This is a genomic window from Methylolobus aquaticus, assembly GCF_054172105.1.
This window is the reverse complement of sequence record NZ_JBSYXP010000010.1, coordinates 115527-133479: the sequence shown is the minus strand read 5'-3', so window position 1 is coordinate 133479 and position 17953 is coordinate 115527. Positions and strand designations below refer to the sequence as shown.

Genomic DNA, 17953 nt, shown 5'->3' with positions numbered 1-17953 from the left:
GCGACGTTCGTTGGCGTCCCGTCCCTGGAAACGACGCAAAGTGTATAGGAAAAAAACAGTCTGTCCACCAGATTCTTCACTCGCCGATCGTGAGGTCTTTCCGACCCGCCGCGACTCACTGCGGCGACTGTTGGAAATTCCGGCCTCCGCAGCCCAGCCGCAGGGTCCCGACGATCAGTTATAGAGCAGACGGACCCGATCGGGCCCCAGGGTCTTCCTCAGGCGTTGCAACAGGTCTTCGGCCGGACGCACACGCCACTCCGCACCCAGCTGCAGCCGCGTTTCCGCTCCTGCCCCACGGTAATCGATCACGATCGGACAGCCCCCGCCCTGGAAAGGCTTCAGCACGGCCCTGAGCTGACCGACGCGACCGGCTTCAGCGTCGGGCGCGGCCCCTGCTCCTACCGGCCAATCGATCACAAGTTGCCGCGCAAAGCGGGCGCGCGCCGCCTCGATGCTATGGACGCGCTCGGCGCTCAGGCGCGTCTGGCCGGTGAAGTCGTCCATCGCCAATGTGCCCTCGACCACTACCAGCGCATCCTTGATCAGCGCCTCTCGGGATTGATCGAAAGCCTCCGAGAACACGGCCACTTCCACACGGCCCGTCCGGTCATCCAGCGTCGCAAAGGCCATGCGCTTGCCGGTTTTGCTCTGCCGGGTGCGCAACTCCACGACCAGTCCGGCGACCACGACCCGCAGTTCCTGGCGCCCGCCCCCACGGTGCCCGTCCAGGCTCACGGCGCCGAGTTTGCTGGAGATGATGGCGGCCAGTTCGCTCTCATATTCCGTGATCGGATGCCCAGTCAGATACAGCCCCAGCGTCGACTTCTCGTGTGCCAGGCGTTCGCGCTCGGACCATGGCTCGACCGGGACTATGGCAAACGCGGGCGTCCCCGCCACCGTAGCGGGCTGCAAACCGAACAGGTCATCCTGCCCCATGGCGTCCATTGCGAGATGCTGCTCCGCCACCCGCATGGCCTCCGGCAGCGCGGCCAGCAACGCGGCGCGATTGGCCTCCACGCTGTCGAGCGCCCCGGCACGGATCAGGGCCTCCAGCACTCGCCGGTTGACCTTCCGCAAATCGATCCGCCGGCACAGGTCCACCAGGTCGACGAAGGCCCCGCGTCGTTCCCGTTCCTCGACGACCTCGCCGATGGCCGACGCGCCAACCCCCTTGACGGCGCCCAGGCCATACAGGATCGTACCGGGGTCCTTGACGGTAAAACGGTGCTCCGAACGATTGACGTCTGGCGAGAGGACGGTCAGGCCCATCTGCCGACATTCCTCGATCAGCACGACGACCTTGTCGGTGTTGTCCATGTCCGCGGACAGCACGGCCGCCATGAACTCCGCCGGGTAGTGCGCCTTCAGCCAGGCGGTCTGATAGGACACCAGCGCATAGGCGGCCGAGTGCGACTTATTGAAGCCGTACTCGGCGAACTTTTCCATCAGATCGAAGATGAAGGAGGCGACCGACTCGTCGACCTCGCGCGCAGTCGCACCGCTGACGAAGATGCTGCGCTGTTTCGCCATCTCCTCGGGCTTCTTCTTGCCCATCGCCCGACGCAGCAGGTCCGCTTCGCCCAGTGAGTAGCCCGCTAGCACCTGCGCAATCTGCATGACCTGCTCCTGATAAACGATCACGCCATAGGTCGGCTTCAGGATGTTCTCGAGCAGTGGGTGGGGATACTCGACCTTGGCGCGCCCCTGCTTGCGGTTGATGAAGTCATCCACCATGCCGGACTGCAACGGACCGGGACGGAACAAGGCGACCAGCGCGACGATGTCTTCGAAACAATCGGGCTGTAGGCGCTTGATCAGATCCTTCATGCCGCGCGATTCGAGCTGAAACACCGCAGTGGTCGCGTAGCGCTTCAACAACTCGTAGGTCTTCGGATCGTCCCGCGGGATCGCAGCGATATCGACCGGCGACTCGCCCCGCGCGGCACGCGTCCGGTTGATGGTCTTCAGCGCCCAGTCGATGATGGTCAGAGTGCGCAGACCGAGAAAGTCGAACTTCACCAATCCCACGGCCTCGACATCGTCCTTGTCGAACTGCGTCACGAGATTGTCGCCGCCGGCGTCGCAATAGAGCGGCGTGTAATCGGTCAGCCGGGAGGGCGCGATCACCAGACCGCCCGCATGCTTGCCCGGATTGCGCGTCAAGCCTTCCAGCGACTTGGCCAGGTCGATCAGCGCCCGCACTTCCTCGTCGCTCTCATACCAGCGCCGGAGGTCCTCGCTGTCGTTCAGGGCCTTGTCCAGCGTGATACCGAGTTCAAATGGGATCAGCTTCGCGATCTTGTCGACGAAACCGTAGGAGTGTCCCAGGACCCGTCCAACATCGCGTACGACGGCCTTCGCTGCCATACTGCCGTAGGTGATGATCTGGGAGACACGGTCGCGGCCGTACTTGCGCGCGACATAGTCGATGACCTCGTCGCGCCTTTCCATGCAGAAGTCGATATCGAAGTCGGGCATCGACACCCGCTCCGGATTCAGGAAGCGCTCGAACAGCAGATCGAATTCCAGCGGATCGAGATCAGTGATTTGCAGCGCGTAGGCGACCAGCGAACCAGCGCCGGAGCCGCGCCCGGGACCGACCGGAATGCCCTCGCCCTTGGCCCACTGGATGAAATCGGCCACGATCAAAAAGTAACCGGGGAAGCCCATCTGGCGAATCACCGCGAGCTCCAGTTCGAGGCGATCGCGATAGACCTTTGCCGTGGCCGCGTTGTCGACCATACCCGCGGACACCAGACGCTGCTCCAGACCGGTGCGCGACTGCACGGCGAAATAATCGTCCAGATGCATACCCTCGGGGACCGGAAAATCCGGCAGCGAAGTCTGCCCCAGGGTCAGCTCAAGGTTGCAACGCTTGGCAAACTCGACCGTGTTCTCCAGTGCGACCGGGAGATCGGCGAATTGCTCCGCCATCTCGTCCGGACTCCGCAGATACTGTTCCGGACTGTAATCACGGGGGCGACGTGGGTCATCGAGCACCCGACCCTGATGGATGCAGACGCGAGCCTCGTGCGCATCGAAGTCGCCGCGCTGCAGGAATCGGACGTCGTTGGTCGCAACCACCGGAGCCCCTGTCTCCTCGGCGAGCAGCACCGCATGCTCGATGTACTCCTCCTCCCGCGCGCGCCCAGTGCGTTGCAGTTCAAGGTAATACCGGTCGCCAAACACGCTTTGCCAATGAACCAACTCGCGCCGCGCTTCGCCAACGTTCCCGGAAAGCAGCAGCCGGCCGATGCGACCCTCACGCCCGCCGGAAAGCGCCAGCAGACCTGCGCTGCGCTCCGGTAACCACTGGGGCATCAGCATGGGGACGCCCTGGCGCTGATGTTCGAGGTACGCCTTTGAGATCAGCTCGACCAGATTTCGGTATCCGGTCGCGTTCTGCACGAACAGCGACAGCCGGTCCGGCGATCCCGGCTCCGCTTCGTTCAAGACCCAGAGATCCGCGCCGACGATGGGCTTCACGCCACGTTTGAGCGCCGCCTTGTAGAACTTGACCAGCGCAAACAGGTTGGACTGGTCGCTGATCGCGACGGCAGGCATACCGAGCTCGGCAGCACGCGCGACCAGATCCCCGATGCCGGGCAGACCGTCGCTCAGGGAGTATTCGGTATGGACGCGTAAATGGATGAATCGCGGTTGCATAGGCGTCGGAAAACGTCGTCAATCATTCAGCTCCCCGCGAAGACCACGGACGGCCCGGACAGATAACCCCGGCGGGGCGGCATGGGCAGAGTCGGAAAGCTTGAGCGGGGGGCGCGTCTTCCTGGCTTCGCCGCTCGGTTCTCGGGCGGTCGCCCGCGCGTCCCCGTCGGGCCGCATCGCCGGCCCGGGTCGCGCGGATGCGCTCAGGTCAACTTGCAGAAATCATCGAGACAAAGACGAAGCGCCACCTGCCAGTCTGGCAGTCGGAGGCCGAAGGCTGCCGCCAGCTTCTCATTGGCCAGAACGGAGTAAGCCGGTCGTTGCGCGGCGGTTGGGTAACCCGAGGTCGGAATCGCCTCCAACTGCGCCACACGATCGCCGAGGAGACCGCGTGTGCGGGCTTCAGTCGCGATCTGCGCGGCGAATCCGTGCCATGAGGTCTCGCCGGCACAGGTCAGATGATAGATGCCGGCGCGCTCACCCGGCAGGAACCGGTCTCCCTGGTTGCAACTGGCCACCAGCAGGGCCGTGACATCGGCGATATGCCGCGACCACGTCGGCGCGCCGAACTGATCGTCGACCACCGTCACCCGCTCCCGCTCGCGCAACAGCCGGAGCATGGTCAGCAGAAAGTTGTGGCCGCGGCGTCCGTAAACCCAGGCGGTCCGGAGGATCAGATGCGGCACACCGGTGGCCTGTATGGCCTGCTCGCCCGCCAGTTTGCTGGCTCCGTAGACACTCTTCGGCTGCGCCATATGGTGTTCGGGGTAAGGCGTGGAGAGGCTCCCGCCGCCGAAGACGTAATCCGTGGAGTAGTGGATCAAACCCGCGCCCAGACGCCGCGCCTCGGCGGCGATGATGCCGGGGGCCTCGGCATTGATCCGCCAGGCCAGATCCGACTCCTGTTCCGCCTTGTCTACGGCGGTGTATGCCGCAGCATTGATGATCAGGTCGGGCTGCATGTCGGCAATGGCGCGACGCAGCGAGCCGGCATCCGCCAAATCGACCGTTAATCCCGGCGTACGCCGGTCAGCGGCGATGAGCTCACCCAGGGGCGCCAGACTGCGTCGCAGTTCCCAGGCGACCTGTCCTTCGCGACCGAGCAGAAGTATCTTCATGGGGCTACATACACCGGCAGCCGGTCGGGAGGAATGTCCTGCAAACGCAGGCCCTTGACGTCCTTGTCCGAAAGACTGGGGTTAGCGATGGGCCACTCCAGTGCGAGCGCGGGGTCGTTCCACAGTACCGTGAACTCGCATTCCGGATGGTACGCATCGGTGCACTTGTAGCTGAACAGCGCGTGCGGGCTGGTCACCCCGAAACCGTGCGCGAAGCCGGGCGGGATATATAGCTGGCGCCGGTTTTCGGCCGATAGGTAGACGGACACGGACTTGCCGAAGGTCGGCGAGCCGCGCCGAATGTCGACCGCGACGTCGAAAACTTCGCCTTCGAGCACTTGCACGAGCTTGCCCTGTCCATGCGGCTGCTGGCAGTGCAGGCCGCGCAGGACGCCCCGCTCCGAGTAGGACAGGTTGTCCTGGACGAACTCTGTGTCCAGCCCCTGTTGCCGATAGCGCTCTCGGTTCCAGGATTCGAAGAAATACCCGCGGCTGTCGCCGAACACTCGCGGCTCGATCAGCAGGACGCCCGGTAATGCAGTCGCCTCGACCTTCATGTCGGACGCCCGGTTTCGAGCAGGCTCAGCAGATAATCCCCGTAGCCACTTTTGCGCACCGGATGCGCCAGCGCTTCGAGTTCGGCGTCGTTGATCCAGCCCTGCGCGTAGGCAATCTCCTCCGGACAACAGATCTTGAGCCCTTGCCTTTCCTCGATCGTCTGGATGAAGTTTGACGCCTGCAGCAGCGATGCGTGAGTGCCGGTGTCGAGCCAGGCCGTACCACGACCGAGCTTCACGAGATCAAGCTGTCCCAATTCGAGATAGCGACGATTGACGTCGGTAATCTCGTACTCGCCGCGGGCCGACGGCTTCAACTCGCGGACGATGTCGACCACCTGCTGGTCATAGAAATACAGCCCGGTGATCGCATAATTCGATTTCGGCTTAAGCGGCTTCTCCTCGAGGTCGATCACCCGTCCTTGGTCGTTGAATGCCGCCACGCCGTAGCGTTCCGGATCGCGTACCCAGTAACCGAACACCGTCGCACCTTGTTGGTTCCCAACCGCGCTGCCGAGGTGGTCCGCGAGGCCATGCCCGAAGAAAATGTTGTCACCCAGAATCAGCGAGCTACGGCGGTTTCCTATGAACTGACGGCCGATGACGAAGGCCTGCGCCAATCCCTCCGGCGCCGGCTGGGTGGCATACTCGATCGACATGCCCCAGCGCTGACCGTCGCCCAGGAGCTTCACGAACAGATCCGCGTCCTGCGGTGTCGTGATCACCAGCACTTCCCGGATGCCGGCGAGCATCAACACCGACAAGGGGTAGTAGATCATGGGCTTGTCATAGACAGGAAGGAGCTGCTTGCTCATCACGTGCGTGAGCGGATGCAGCCGCGTACCGGATCCGCCGGCCAGAATCAGTCCCTTGACATCACTCACGCCGCGTTCTCCTCCACTGCCAGACCCAGTCGCTCCCCACAGTATTCGCCGCTGGTCACCCGCTCGCACCATTCGCTGTTGTCGAGATACCAGCGCACGGTCTTGCGCAGGCCCGAAGCCAGGTTCTCTTGCGGTTCCCAGCTGAGTTGCGTCCGGATCTTGGTCGCGTCGATGGCATAGCGGAGGTCATGACCCGGGCGGTCAGGGACGAATTTAATCAGGCGTTCATGGGGGCGATGAGGCGAATCCGGGCACAGTTCGTCCAACAGGGAACACAGCGCCTTGACCAGTTGCAGATTGCTCTGCTCGTTGTTGCCACCGACGTTATACACTTCGCCCGGTTCGCCGCGCTCGAGCACGCGCTCGATGGCCCGGCAATGATCCTCCACGTAAAGCCAGTCGCGCACGTTGGCACCCGTGCCGTACACCGGCAGCGGCTTCCCGGCGAGTGCGTTGAGAATCATCAGCGGGATCAGCTTCTCGGGAAACTGGTACGGACCGTAGTTGTTCGAGCAGTTCGTGGTCAGCACCGGCAGGCCGTAGGTATGAAAATAGGCGCGTACCAGATGGTCGGAGCTGGCTTTTGAGGCCGAGTAAGGTGAGTTCGGCCGGTAGGGCGTCTCCTCGGTGAACAAGCCTTCAGTGCCCAGCGACCCGTAGACTTCGTCGGTCGAGACGTGCAGGAACCGAAATGCCGCGCGGGCGTCCGGCTCCAGCCCGCGCCAGTAGTGGCGGGCCGACTCCAGCAGCTGAAAGGTACCGACGACGTTGGTTTGTACGAACGCTTCGGGGGAATCGATCGAGCGGTCGACGTGGCTTTCCGCGGCAAAATTCACGATGGCCGACGGCTCATAGCGGTCGAGCAGATAGGCCACCAGTTCACGGTCACCGATCGACCCCAGCACGAAGACGTGGTTCGGGTTGTCGTCCAGGCTGTCGACCGTATCGAGATTGCCGGCGTAGGTCAGCGCGTCGAGGTTGACCACTTCGATATTGCCCCGCGCCATCTGCCGCAACACGAAGTTGGCACCGATGAAACCGGCTCCGCCGGTGACCAGGATCGTCTTCTTGCCGTTCATAACCTCGACCCCTTTTTCTGCATCATTCCGCGTGAAGGATTGTACCCAATAATCGCAACCCCCAGGAACACGGCCAGCGCCACGCCGGTATACAAACAGGCCTGCAGGTTGAACTGGCCGTACAGGGCGTAGCGGACCAGCTCGACCGCCTGCGAGAAGGGGTTGTAGCGCGCCAGGGTGGTCAGCAACGGGCTCGATTCCTGCAGCTTCCAGAGGGGGTACAGCGCCGTGGACAGGAAGAACATCGGGAAAATCACAAAGTTCATGACACCCGCGAAGTTCTCGAGTTGCTCGATGAACGACGACAACAGCAGGCCGAGCGCGCCCAACATCATGCCCGACAGGATCAGCGCCGGCAGCACCCACAGATAACCGGCCCAGGGCGCCTGCACGCCATAGATCCAGGCGACCCCAAGGAACACGTAGCATTGCAGCAGCGAGACCATGACGCCGCCCAGCAGCTTCGAGGTCAGCAGGAACCAGCGCGGCAGCGGACTGACCAGCAGCGTCTTCATGCTGCCCATTTCCCGGTCGTAAACCATAGACAAGGAACTCTGCATGCCGTTAAACAACTGGATCATGCCAAGCAGGCCGGGCGTGATGTAAACCTCGTAGGCGATATAGGTTTCATACGGTGGAGTGATGGCGACCCCGAGTGTCGAACGGAAACCGGCGGCAAAGATGAACAGCCACACCAGCGGCCGCACCAGCGCCGAAAAGAACCGCTCCCGCTGCCGCACGAAGCGATACAGTTCGCGCAGCACGATGCCGCTCATCGCTCGCCAGGCGTGCATCGTCCTCATGTCTTGGTCTCGGTGTACAGGTGAAATGCGGCACCGACATCGGCGGCGCCAGCCCCCGCCAGCACTTCGGCTACCGAACCCGAGGCGCGTATACGGCCGCGATGCAGTATCACCAGTTGGTCGTGGTCGCGGATCTCGTCGATCAGATGCGTGGCCCACAGCACCGCGATCCGCCCTTCCTCACACAGTTGGTGGACATAGTCCACAATGGCCAGGCGGCTCGGGACGTCGAGTCCGACGGTCGGTTCGTCGAGCAGGAGCAATTCGGGCCGATGCAGCAGCGCCCGGGCAATCTCGACCCGCCGCCGATGACCGCCGTTGAGCTGACGCACCGGTTCGAACCGCCGTTCGTACATCGCCTGCCGACTCAGCTCCGCCTCGATCCGAACTTCCGCCTCGCGCCCGCCGAGCCCGTGCAGCGCGGCGTGATAGCGGAGGTTCTGCATGACCGTCAGATCCAGGTCGAGCGTCGGCTGCTGAAACACGACACCAAGACGGGCCAGCGCCTGTGACGAGCGGCGCCGCAAATCAAAACCGGCGATCTCGATGCGACCTTCGGGCGCATCGTAAAGGCGGGTGATCAGCGAAAACAGTGTGGTCTTGCCAGCGCCGTTCGGCCCCAGCAAAAAAGCGCACCGTCCTTTCTGTACCTCAAACGAGACCGCGTCCAGTGCGCGCCTCGCGCCATAGGCGTAGGCAACGCCGGCGACGGCAAGAACGGGCGATAGCGACATGGAATCACTCACGGCCGCGCCACGACCCCCCAGGGATAGTTGCCGACGGCGACCGACTTGGTCACCCGGTGTTCGGGCAGTTCGATCAGCGAGATATCATTGCTGACGCCGTTCGTCGTATAGAGGCGCGTGTAATCGGGCGAGAACTCCAGGTTCCACACCCGCTGACCGACCAGCAGATAATCGACCACTTCGAGCTTTTCCGCATCGATCACGGCCACCCGGTTGGCCGGTCCGAGCGCAACGTACCCATAGCGGCGCTTGGGATCGATCCGAATGCCCACGGGCTGGATCTTCTCGGCCGTCACGCCCGGAACCTTGAAGCCGATGCGCTTGATCACCTGTCGCGTCGCGACGTCAAGGACCAGCAGCACCCCGGCAATCTCCGACGTCACCCACAGTTGCTTCGAGTCGGCCGTGAACGAGGCGGCGCGCGGGCGAGGGTCCACCAGCGTATTGTCGACGACCTCGAGCTTGGCTCGGTCGATCCAGTGGACCATGTTGGTCGTCTCGCTGGTGCTGGCGACCCACTGACCGTCGGGGCTGACCGCGATGCCCTCCGGTTCCACTCCGACCGGTATGCTCTTGACCTTCGCCCGTTTGGCGATGTCGATCACCGTAACCAAGTTGTCGTCCTCATTGGACACGTATAGGAACTTTCCTTCCGGGTCCATGGCGAAGGTTTCGGGATCGTCGCCCGAGGGTAGGGTGCCGACCTTTCGCAAGGTGTCGGCATCGATGATCTGAATGACGTCGTCGTCGCTCGTCGCGACGTAGAGCTGCCGCCCATCGCGGCTCAGCACGATACCGCGGGGGCGCTTGCCGATCTTGGCCGTCCTGACGAGCTTGCCGGCTGCACCGTCCACGACCGCCAACGCGTTGTCTTTCTCTAATGTCACGTACAGCGTATCCGCAGCGGCCGGGGTGCCGCCCGACAGTAGACTCAACAATACCAGCGCCGCGGTGACCTCAGGCGCTGGCCTCCAATCACCGCGACAAGCGGCAACCTGATTCACTTTCATCGTAGCCCAGTGTGTCCAATTCATTTTTCGGGTGAATGATGCCTTCGACCGGGGCCACCGCCACGAGGGCTCGCGGTTGGGCCAGCAGCACCGGCTGGCGCAATTGCCGATCCCAGGAGCGGAACGACAGCGGGACACCCTTGAAGCCGGCCAAGGCGAACGTATCGCTCAACACATAATCGCGGATTGCAGCAAACTGCACGCTGCGCACACGGGTCGCGGCTTCGCCGATGGCGCGTACCGCCAGCCAGGCACCGTAGTCGACTTCACGCATACCCCGTCCGGCTTTTTCGCGGAAACGGTTCTGCAACTGGATCGCTCCCCACGCCTCGTGCACCGGGTGCCACCCCGCCGCCACCAGCCCTTGCGTGCCAACGACCGGACGTGGCAGCCACGTGCGGTAGGACAGCTCTTCGCCAAATGCGCCCTGCTCGTCCGCGACGACCAGCACGTCGTAATCCACACCCTGCGTGAACACCGGTACCTCGGAGGCGGGAGTGCGGCGATCGTCGAAACTATGTTCCCACGGCTTGCGCGCGACGACCTTGGCACCGAAACGCTTGGCCGAGCGCTCGACCGCAGCGGCGAACAACGCATCGCCCGGCGCCGACCCGACCACCAGAAACCACTTCATCCAGCGCTTCTGCAGCAGATACTGGCCCAGCGCATCGGCCAGCATCGCATGGCTGGGAAGGGTATGCAGAACATCGCCGGCGCAATCCTCGGCCCGCAACCGGTCGTCGCGCGCACCGACGTCGAACAGCAGCACCGGCCGAGACCCGACGGAGCGCTGCAATGCCACGAGCTGGTCGGCCGGCAGATTGACCAGAACGTGTTCGATCCCCTGCTTCAAGAGATTGTCGAAAGCCGGTAGCGGGTCCGCCTGCGCCTCCAGCACGACTTCGGTCAACTCGAAGCGCTGACCGGTGAATTGACCGGTGGTGTTGTTGTCGCCGATCGCGAGCCGGGCGCCCTGCACGCCTAGATCGGGCGGAATTGGGTCAAAAAAAGGCCCCACGCCTTCGGTCACAGATGCGGTTAGAAACCCGAGTTTGACGACAACGGCGGGCTGGGCGGCTTGCGCCGGCGCTTTGGCGGCACTGGCCCTCTTGTCCGCGGCATCGCGCTTGCGAGCCCACGCGCCATCGGCAGGGCCGAGTAATAGCACGACCGAGACAGCCACCAGCAGGCCTTGGAACACCCGCGTTCGCAAAACCGCTAATCCACTCGCCCGGGGGCATGGCGCGCTGCGGTAAGCTGCCGTCGGGCGGTCCATCCCCGGCTCACGGCTTACAGCTTGAAAGTCGTCAGCCACGTAACGTATCCCAGGACAATTCTCGGTGGCGGTTGGCGCATGTCGGAAGCCGCGCAATCATAGCAGATCAGCTTCGGAGGAAGGTGCCCCGCTCGCAGGAATCCTTGCGTGGCCAAGATCGAAGTCTGCGGAACACCGGGGAGCCACCCGTCAGACCTTCTAGAGGAAGCTCAATCCGATTCACCGCAGGCAGTGCTGCAGCCAACCGGATGGCCCGCTCAAGTATTTGAGCGCGGAGCTTAGCGAAGGGTCCGGTTCCTGATGCGACCCACGAAGACCAAATGGGCTGTCACAGGAAACCCGGGAGGGAAACGTGGGATGATTCTCGCGGTCATGCACTCTCCCTGCCGGCGATCGTGGCCACATCGTCGCTCCGTGGGGTGTTATGCTGCGGCCGTCGGAAAAATTCGACGGCCCTGTAGTCGCGCGGCACTGGCTTTCGCAGGCACCGCATGTTGATCGGTGCTGCTGCCGCGTTGCCCCTGGGATGCATCGGACTGGTGCCTCGATCCCGCGGCATCGGCTGGCGCAGTTATTGTCCGGAACATCCCGAGACGTTTCCGCTGTGGCTTGGCTGGCGGACCGCGGATGATTTCAGGCTTCCTCGAACCCTACGGCGCCCCCGTCAAAAACTGGGGGAGCTACAATGGCCGTCTCCAAACTCCGCAGAGCATTAATGTCTAGGACCCGACGACGTCTGCTTCTGGTCGGCTGGCTGCTGTCCGCACCGGGCGCAGGCGCCATGGACTTGTTGAAGACCTATGAGATGGCGCTCGAACGCGATCCCGAATTCCATGCCGCGGAAGCGAACCGCAATGCCATCCTGCAGACCAAGCCCATCGCGATCGCCCAGTTGCTGCCCAACCTGTCATTCCGGGGCCGCATGAACCGCAACCACGTGCTGGTGAAATCGACGCCCATCGTGGCCCAGCGCGGTCAGGATGTGTTTTTCTGGGACAACACGATGGACGTCAACCTGAACCAGCCCATCTACCGGCACGAGTTATGGGTGCAGCTGAGTCAGGCGGACAACCAGATTGCCGCAGCGGAAGCGCAGTATGCAGCGGCGGAACAGGACGTCACGTTCCGCGCCTCGCGGGCCTATTTCGACGTACTGCTGGCCGAGGCCAACCTGAGTTTCGCTCAGGCCGAGAACGTCGCCACCGAACGCCAGTACGAGCAGGCCAAGGCGCGTTTCGAGGTTGGCCTGATCGCCATCACCGACGTCAAGGTCGCCGAGTCCGCTGCCGACCAGGTCGAAGCCCGCGTGATCGCGGCAGAAAACGAGTGGGAGAATGCGCGGGAAGCGTTGAAGCAGATCATCGGGGAATACGAGGGCGACCTCGACCGCCTGAAGGACAACATCCCGTTCGAGCGGCCCAACCCCGACAATATCGACAAGTGGCACGAACTCGGGCAACAGAACAACCTGCTGATCATCGCTTCCACCAATCAGGCCGACCTCGCGAAAAAGGGCATCGACCTGCAGTTCGCCGGCCACATGCCCTCGCTCGATCTGGTTGGCAATGCCAATTTCCTCAGCACCAATCGCCCGAACGGCATTTCGACCCAAAGCCAACTGCTCGGGGCGGAACTGACCATCCCGATTTTCGAGGGCGGCGGAGTGAACGCCCGCGTCGATCAGGCCCGCTTTCAGTACGAGGAGGCCATGGAAAAGCTCGACGTCCAGCGCCGCGCGACGAAGGTGCAGGTCAAGAACTCGTTTCGGACCGTGATCGCTTCGATCGGACAGGTGAACGCGCTGAAAACCGCCATCGCGTCGACACGGCTGGCACTGGAGGCCGAGCAGGCCGGCTTCGAAGTCGGCACCCGCACCATGGTCGATGTCCTGGTCGTGTTGAGAAATCTGTTCGCCAACAAACGCGACTACGCCAAAGCGGTGTACGACTACATCGTCAACAGTCTCAATCTGAAGCAGGCCGCGAGCATGCTCAGTCGCGAGGACGTCGAGATCCTGAACCGCTGGCTTACCGCGGAGCACATCCGCGATCCTTTGAGCGACGCGCTGGGTGACACCGGGGACCCAAGCGTCTACGATGACAGGAACCCCGAGGGACCGCCGCAGTCCGATATGCAAGCGGCGCCGCCGGGACTCAGGACGCCACGCCGATAAATGGGCTTTTTGCCGCTCGCGTCCCGGCACGTCGCAGCAACCGATGCCGAAGCCCGGAAGCATCGGCCCGCCCTCGATCGAATGTGACCAGGTCATGGATAACTTCGCCCGCTTCAACTTTTACCTGTCGGTCTGGCTGTCCATCGCCGGCGGCATCCTGATCTTCAATCGCCCCGAGTTCATCGTGCCCGACGCCGAAGACTTGTTCGGCCCGCTTCGCAACAATCTGCTCTTCGCGGCCCTGATCCTGGCGATCAACCAGGTGATCCTGTGGTTCACACGCTACACCCGCAACGAGTCCAGGGAGGCCCTGCTGATGGGGTTGCTGTTCATGCTCGTAAGCGGCGGGTTGCAGTACTATGGCCGCGTGAACGGGATTCCGGTCAACAACTGGTGCTCCATCGCCGCCTTCTACGTGGGTATGTCGCACGTGCTGTTCTTCTGGTCCCAATCCCGCAAGCTCGGTTCCGAAAACCTGTGACGGGCCCGGCCGTCCGGCCGGTTTCCGTCTGCTAGCGCCGTCGCGCTGGATGGTGTGCCATGGACAAAAAGTCAAACGACTCTTGGTGGGATGCCCTCGCCCGCTTCGCCAACAAAGCCAAGCGCCATGCCGCGCGCGAGGCCTCCCGGCTCCGCGCCGACACACCTGCCGGCGGCAATCCGGCTGCTCCGCGGCGGAATCCCGTCATCGTCTACGTTCTGCTGGCGCTCGCCCTGCTCTACCTGTTTCAGGGGGCGCAGCAGTTGCGCGAGGAGGAAATCCCTTACAGCGAATTCCTGCAACTCGTTGACGAGGGCAAGATCGAGCGTCTGACGGTCACCGACCAACTCATCACGGGGCTGCGCCAACCGGAGGCCGGCGACTCCGAGCCGCAACCCTTCCTGACGGTACCGATGTGGAACAACGAGTTGGCGGAGCATTTGCGTCGGAAGGGCGTAACCTACGATGTCCGCCATGGCGAGAATTGGCTGGGAAATTTCCTGTTCAACTGGGTCCTGCCCATCCTGTTCATTGTCATGATCTGGAACTGGATGGCGCGCCGAACGATGGGCGGGCGCGGACTGATGAGCTTCGGCCGTGATCGCTTCCGTATCCAGGCCGACACGACACCGAAGGCAACCTTTCGGGATGTAGCCGGAGCCGAGGAAGCCAAACAGGAACTCAAGGAGACCATCGAATTCTTGCGCGAGCCTGCCCGCATTCAGCGGCTGGGCGGACGGATGCCCAAGGGCCTGCTGCTGGTCGGCCCGCCCGGGACCGGCAAGACCTTGCTGGCCCGTGCCGTGGCCGGCGAAGCGGGCGTTCCGTTCTTCAATATCAGCGGCTCGGAGTTCATCGAACTCTTCGTCGGTGTGGGCGCTGCGCGCACTCGAGACCTTTTCGAGCAGGCCCGGCAAAAGGCGCCTTGCATCATCTTCATCGACGAACTCGATGCAATCGGGCGTTCGCGCGGCGGACCCGCGATCATGGGCGGACACGATGAGCGCGAGCAAACCCTGAATCAGTTGCTGACCGAGATGGATGGTTTCGACCCTTCGGTCGGGGTCGTCGTGATGGCCGCAACCAACCGCCCGGAAATCCTGGACAAGGCGCTGCTGCGTTCCGGACGCTTCGACCGGCAAATCGTCGTGGACAAACCGGGGCTTGAAGACCGCCACGCGATCCTGAAGCTGCACACGGCGACAATGACTCTCAGCGCCGACGTCGACCTGATGATCGTTGCCCAGCGCACGCCGGGACTGGTCGGCGCCGACCTGGCCAACATCGCGAACGAGGCCGCCATCATCGCGGTGCGCGATGATGCGCCGCATGTGGGCATGCGCCACTTCGAAGCTGCCATCGACCGAGTGCTGGCCGGGCCGGAGAAGAAAAGCCGCGTGCTCAACCCACGCGAGAAACGCCGCGTGGCGTATCACGAGTCCGGCCACGCGCTGGTCGCACTCCACGTTCCGACCGGCGAACCGGTGCACAAGGTCTCGATCATTCCGCGCGGCGCCGCCGCGCTCGGCTACACGCTGCAGCTTCCGGTCGAGGAGAAGTTTCTGTCCACCGCACAGGAACTGAAAGACCAGATCGCAATTCTGCTCGGCGGACGAACCGCGGAGGAGATCGCCCTGGGCGAAGTATCGAGCGGAGCACAAAACGATCTCGAGAAAGCCTCGGAAATCGCGCGCGTGATGATCTGTCAACTCGGCATGAGCCAAGCGCTCGGCCCCCTGACCTTCGGACGGCGCCAGAGGCTGGCCTACCTGGATGTCGAGGGTGCCGAGGAACGGAACTTCAGCGAGGAGACGGCCCGCGCGATCGATCGCGAAGCAAAGAGTCTGGTCGAGGAAGGGCAGGACCGGGCCCGCGCGATACTGACCGAACACCGCGCGACGCTGGACCGTGTCGCGGCGTTGTTGCAGCAGAAGGAAGTCGTCAGTGGCGACGAGATCCGATCACTGTCGGAAAGCTCGGTAAAGTCCGAGGATGGTCGGACGACTTCCACTTGATGGCGCATAGTACGCAATGCGTGGCGGATCCCAAGCCGCCGCGCCATAGGCCCGTCGAGGCCATAGCGATGGAGAAGATATCATGTTTCCCGAACCCGGCATCCTGAGCGACGATGAAGCCAGCGAGCTGCGTTGGGCATATGAGCAGCTGGAGCATCCTTCCCTGGCCGCGCGACTCAGCAGCGTGATTGGCGTTCCTATAGAACGGATGCTCAAGTTGTTACCGCAGAGTTGGTATCGCGCGGTCGAGACCGGTGCTGAAGCAAGCATCTCGCGGGCCGCGCGGCTCGCCGTCTCGACGCTCGGTCAGAACCACACGACATGGGCGGGTGACAAACGACACCGGGCGGCGGCCGCCATCGCCGGCGCGGCGGGCGGCTTGGCCGGACCGCTCGGACTGCTGGGCGAGTTGCCCGTGATGACGCTGCTGATGCTGCGCTCGATTGCCGCCATCGCCCATCGCCATGGTGAGGATCTGGCGGATGAGTCGACGCACCTGGCCTGCGTCGAGGTCTTCGGCCTCGGAGCGCGATCACGCGACGATGACGGCGCAGAGACCGGCTATTTCGGGCTGCGAGGAAGCCTGGCCTTCCACTTCGGAGGCACGCTATCGCATCAGGCCACGCCGGGCTCGCTACCCGGCGGCGTCGAGTTCCTGCGCGGGGTCGCCGCGCGTTTCGGCATCGCTCTGTCCGACGTCCACGCGGCACGCATCGTACCGGTGGTCGGCGCGCTCAGCGGCGCGGCCCTCAACGTGATCTTCATGCAGCATTTCCAGGACATCGCGCGAGGCCACTTCATCGTGCGCCGCCTGGAACGCAAGTATGGCGCCCAGGCCATCCGTGTTGCTTACGTCCGAGTCGGCGCCATATCCGATCAGCAGAGCCGGAAGGAATACAGCCCGCTGGAGGGCTGGTAGCCGGCAGGCGCGATGGCCTGTCGAGGGCGGTCAGCATGGAGACGGATTCCGGCTGGGGCGGAAAGGACGCGATAGCAGGCTCTTAGGAACCACCGCCCGGCCGTAGCGGCACGCTGCGATGAGAGCGACGCGGCACCTCAAATACCGGAAAAGGCATCGCATTCCCGCTTTCGCGAAAACCACCGCAGCACGGGACAAACACTCCCCGGGGACCTGACCAGATCACCGGCGCGACCGAAGACTGAACGCGCGCCCCCGTCGGTAAGGGCTGGCGTATCAGTCAGGCGCGATTTTGTTTAGCTGAGAGCTCTTCGAACAGGCCGTCGGGCTCGGTGCAAAAAGGAACTGCGGGGTCGTACACCGGCTCCGGCAGTTGTTCCCAGTTGGATTCCCAGTCGAAGCGGGGCAACCGGTTGAAAGCCTGGCGGATGCCCTCCGCCCAGTTCTTCTGCATCGCCGTGTAGAACTGGGAGGTCATCTCGAGGTTCAGATAGTGGCTGACATGGAAACTGTCACGCCGGTAAATCGCCAACTCGACCGGTGGCCCCACCGAGATGTTGCTGCGCATGGTCGAGTCGAGCGACACCAGTGCACAGCGGGCTGCATCTTCCAGCGAGGTCGTGGCCGAGATCATGCGGTCCAGAATCGGCTTACCGTACTTCGTTTCGCCGATTTGCAGGTAGGGCGTATTCGGCGCGACCGTGATGTAGTTGCCCTGCGGATAGATCAGCAGAATCTCGGGATCCTTGCCCTTGATCTGCCCGCCCAGGATGAAGCTGGCCTCCCCGGAAAACCCGCAGCGCTGCATGGCAGACAGGTGCTGCTCCTGCACCTTCACACTAATGCCGCCAATATAGCTGGCGACGTCGAAGATGTAGTCCATCGTGTGCAGATTCGCCGCGGCATCCGGGTCATCGAGATCGCGGCGGATCTGATTCAGCACGGCCTGGGTTGTCGCCAGGCTGCCAGCGGCGAGCAGCACCAGCAGACGGTCACCGTTCAATTCGAACCGGTGCATCTTGCTGTAAACGCTGGCGTAGTCCACGCCGGCATGGGTTCGCGAATCGGTCGCAAAGATCAGGCCGTCATCGACCTTGATAGCCAAGCAGTAAGTCATGGTTTGTCAGTCAGCTAAACAGTGGTGACGTTGCCGCCGACCTTCCCTGGACTAGGCCCTGTCGCCACCCGATTCGGCGCGGCGGCACCGAAACTCGCGTGGCGTT

Annotated in this window: 14 protein-coding genes; 4 read left to right on the top strand and 10 right to left on the bottom strand. The window is 63.2% G+C overall.

Annotated elements, in window-relative coordinates; genetic code table 11:
* Nucleotides 1-174 precede the first annotated feature (174 nt).
* From dnaE to ACW73L_RS14535, 9 genes are all read right to left on the bottom strand, one after another.
* Nucleotides 175-3669, bottom strand: coding sequence for a DNA polymerase III subunit alpha (gene dnaE / locus ACW73L_RS14575; RefSeq protein ID WP_498923012.1), 3495 nt, complete (start codon nucleotides 3667-3669; stop codon nucleotides 175-177).
* 203 nt (nucleotides 3670-3872) lie between these two features.
* Entirely contained in the window at nucleotides 3873-4787 is a 915-nt protein-coding gene (gene rfbD, locus ACW73L_RS14570) for a dTDP-4-dehydrorhamnose reductase (protein WP_498923011.1), read from the bottom strand.
* On the bottom strand, nucleotides 4784-5344 hold the full coding sequence (gene rfbC, locus ACW73L_RS14565) for a dTDP-4-dehydrorhamnose 3,5-epimerase (protein WP_498923009.1): 561 nt from the start codon (nucleotides 5342-5344) through the stop codon (nucleotides 4784-4786). Before rfbC ends, rfbD begins: the two co-directional genes overlap by 4 nt.
* Nucleotides 5341-6228 (bottom strand): glucose-1-phosphate thymidylyltransferase RfbA, encoded by an 888-nt coding sequence (gene rfbA / locus ACW73L_RS14560; RefSeq protein ID WP_498923007.1) that lies wholly within the window; start codon nucleotides 6226-6228, stop codon nucleotides 5341-5343. The genes rfbC and rfbA overlap by 4 nt, the downstream gene beginning before the upstream one ends.
* Nucleotides 6225-7307, bottom strand: coding sequence for a dTDP-glucose 4,6-dehydratase (rfbB, locus tag ACW73L_RS14555; RefSeq protein WP_498923005.1), 1083 nt, complete (start codon nucleotides 7305-7307; stop codon nucleotides 6225-6227). Before rfbB ends, rfbA begins: the two co-directional genes overlap by 4 nt.
* On the bottom strand, nucleotides 7304-8110 hold the full coding sequence (locus ACW73L_RS14550; protein WP_498923003.1) for an ABC transporter permease: 807 nt from the start codon (nucleotides 8108-8110) through the stop codon (nucleotides 7304-7306). Before ACW73L_RS14550 ends, rfbB begins: the two co-directional genes overlap by 4 nt.
* Nucleotides 8107-8844, bottom strand: a complete 738-nt coding sequence (locus ACW73L_RS14545) for an ABC transporter ATP-binding protein (protein WP_498923001.1) — start codon at nucleotides 8842-8844, stop codon at nucleotides 8107-8109. The genes ACW73L_RS14550 and ACW73L_RS14545 overlap by 4 nt, the downstream gene beginning before the upstream one ends.
* Before the next feature lie 8 nt (nucleotides 8845-8852).
* Complete coding sequence (locus ACW73L_RS14540) at nucleotides 8853-9800, bottom strand: PQQ-dependent catabolism-associated beta-propeller protein (protein ID WP_498923116.1); 948 nt, start codon at nucleotides 9798-9800, stop codon at nucleotides 8853-8855.
* Nucleotides 9801-9831: 31 nt separating this feature from the next.
* Nucleotides 9832-11079, bottom strand: a complete 1248-nt coding sequence (locus tag ACW73L_RS14535) for an ABC transporter substrate-binding protein (RefSeq protein ID WP_498922999.1) — start codon at nucleotides 11077-11079, stop codon at nucleotides 9832-9834.
* Between the two features lie 778 nt (nucleotides 11080-11857).
* Between ACW73L_RS14535 and ACW73L_RS14530 the strand changes: the two genes are divergently transcribed.
* The 4 genes from ACW73L_RS14530 to ACW73L_RS14515 all read left to right on the top strand — a co-directional run bounded on the left by ACW73L_RS14530 (nucleotide 11858) and on the right by ACW73L_RS14515 (nucleotide 16730).
* Nucleotides 11858-13315, top strand: a complete 1458-nt coding sequence (locus ACW73L_RS14530; RefSeq protein ID WP_498922997.1) for a TolC family outer membrane protein — start codon at nucleotides 11858-11860, stop codon at nucleotides 13313-13315.
* 43 nt (nucleotides 13316-13358) lie between these two features.
* Nucleotides 13359-13796 carry a hypothetical protein gene (locus tag ACW73L_RS14525; RefSeq protein WP_498922996.1) on the top strand — a complete coding sequence of 146 codons (438 nt, stop codon included), beginning with the start codon at nucleotides 13359-13361 and terminating at the stop codon, nucleotides 13794-13796.
* Nucleotides 13797-13855: 59 nt separating this feature from the next.
* A complete protein-coding gene (ftsH, locus tag ACW73L_RS14520) occupies nucleotides 13856-15811 on the top strand; it encodes an ATP-dependent zinc metalloprotease FtsH (RefSeq protein WP_498922995.1) in 1956 nt (651 codons plus the stop codon).
* 82 nt (nucleotides 15812-15893) lie between these two features.
* A complete protein-coding gene (locus ACW73L_RS14515) occupies nucleotides 15894-16730 on the top strand; it encodes an EcsC family protein (RefSeq protein WP_498922993.1) in 837 nt (278 codons plus the stop codon).
* Between the two features lie 280 nt (nucleotides 16731-17010).
* Here the strand turns inward: ACW73L_RS14515 and ACW73L_RS14510 are convergent, their stop codons facing one another.
* Nucleotides 17011-17847: a proteasome-type protease gene (locus tag ACW73L_RS14510; RefSeq protein ID WP_129884164.1), complete on the bottom strand. Its 837-nt coding sequence runs from the start codon at nucleotides 17845-17847 to the stop codon at nucleotides 17011-17013.
* Nucleotides 17848-17953: the final 106 nt, after the last annotated feature.